The sequence below is a fragment of the Shewanella sp. 11B5 genome, assembly GCF_002836795.1.
Lineage (GTDB): Bacteria > Pseudomonadota > Gammaproteobacteria > Enterobacterales > Shewanellaceae > Shewanella > Shewanella frigidimarina.
In genome coordinates, this window is record NZ_PJAP01000749.1 from 1 (window position 1) to 1,845 (window position 1,845).

The 1,845-nt window shown below is 45.0% G+C and carries 2 protein-coding genes; both read left to right on the forward strand.

The genetic code is table 11. From position 1 onward, the window contains the following. Nucleotides 1-259 precede the first annotated feature (259 nt). Nucleotides 260-1,519, forward strand: a complete 1,260-nt coding sequence (locus tag CXF78_RS16045; protein WP_102037344.1) for an efflux RND transporter periplasmic adaptor subunit — start codon at nt 260-262, stop codon at nt 1,517-1,519. A 77-nt stretch (nt 1,520-1,596) separates the two neighbouring features. Beyond that, nucleotides 1,597-1,818 (forward strand): hypothetical protein, encoded by a 222-nt coding sequence (locus CXF78_RS16050; RefSeq protein ID WP_102037345.1) that lies wholly within the window; start codon nt 1,597-1,599, stop codon nt 1,816-1,818. The last annotated feature ends 27 nt before the right edge of the window (nt 1,819-1,845 follow it).

Sequence of the window (1,845 nt, forward strand, 5' to 3'; positions counted from 1 at the left end):
CTTAAGCGGTAGTGGCCGCAGGCCATAAAGTACAAAAGTACATAAGTACAAAGCAAACCATAAGTGTCCGCTCGGACACTTTCTCAATAACCGGACAGTTTTCAACGCTGTCCGCGGACACTTTTAGGGTGTTCGGTTATCTTTATAAATCATTATCATTCTGAAAAATAACAATAAATAACTATTGGCATGGCTTGTGCTTTATCTTGGTATAAATGTGAAGAGGTGGGTGCGTCAGCGCGTTACCTAAGGACCTGAGATGATTAAAGACACAAGTAGCCAAGATACTGTTATTGCGCCTAAGTTAGGTCGTAAATTGCGCTTACCCTTGATGATAGGTTGCGGCGCCATATTGATGAGCGCGTTGGTGTGGGCGAGTTTAAGTCATGACAGTAATCAACGCTCGGTTGATGGTGCAGATTTACGTTTGGCAACCTTAACCCTTGGCACTTTGGTGCGTGATATTGCCACTACCGGTAAAATTGTGGCGGCCAATGCGCCCATTTTATATAGCACGGAAGAAGGTGTGGTGACGCTATTAAGTCAACCTGGTGATGAAGTTGAGCTGGGGCAAGTGGTGGCCAAGATTGAGAGCCCGCGTTTACAAAGTGAATTGCAACAACAGCAGTCGATGCTTGAAGGGATGCAAGGTAGTTTAGAGCGCGCCAAGTTAGATGCCCGCCGTGAGCAATTGCGTGTTAGCCAGATTTTAGACATGGCGAAAGTGGATTTAGAAGCCGCAGATCGTGAAAGTCGTCGTGGCGATCAACTGATTGAGTCGAGTTTGATCAGCAAAATCGATTTTGAAAAAAGCAAAGATGATTTACACAAAGCCAAATTACTGCATAAGCATGCCCAGCAGGAAGTCGAGCTTATGCGCGATACCCTCAGTTTTGAAATTAAAAACCGCACCCTTGAAGTACAACGCCAGGCGCTAGTGGTGAGAGAGTTAACTCGTCAAGCCAACGCCTTGAGTATTATCGCGCCAGTTAGCGGCATTATTGGTAACTGGCTGGTGGAGCAAAAAGCCCGTATTGCCGCCAGCCAACCAATATTAACTGTGGTCGATTTATCTGCTTTTGAAGCTGAGTTAGCCGTGCCAGAGTCTTATGCCGATGAACTGGGTTTAGGGATGGATGTCGAGTTGAGTTTTGGCAACGTGAATGTGGTTGGCCAATTGTCGTCAATTTCACCCGAAGTCCGTAATCGTGAAGTGACTGCCCGAGTGCGTTTTGCTGACAGTAACACTTTATCGTTACGTCAAAATCAGCGGTTGTCTGCCCGAGTCTTACTGGAAAACAGACCCAATGTATTGATAGTGAAACGCGGTGATTTTCTCAATATGGGCGGCGAAGTGGCGTATCAAGTGAGTGACGCTGTTGCTCATAAGAAAGTCGTTAAATTGGGCGCACGCAGTATGAGCCAGGTTGAAGTGCTTGAAGGCGGTGAAGCAGGTGACGTATGGGTGATATCCGGTACCGAGACCTTTAAAAATGATCCCACGATTCAAATCCGATAGCTAAGTTGATAATTAAGTCGATAGCTAAATCAATAACGAAGCAAATAACCAAACATTTAACTGAGTAAGGACATTCTATGACTTTTATTCAACGTAGACAGCTTATCGCGCTAGCCGCGTTATTTATTCTCGCAATAGCGGTGAGTTATCGCATTGATAATCATACAGACTGGTTATCGGTTAGTTTGCAGTTAATTGACATGAGCAGCCAAGTATCGACTCGGTTAAGTGATGTTAATCCGGCTGTTCGCTTGCATATTGATATTAGCGACATGGTCAACATTAAGCTGCTGTTTTAGCGATGACTAATACTAACGACACTGACG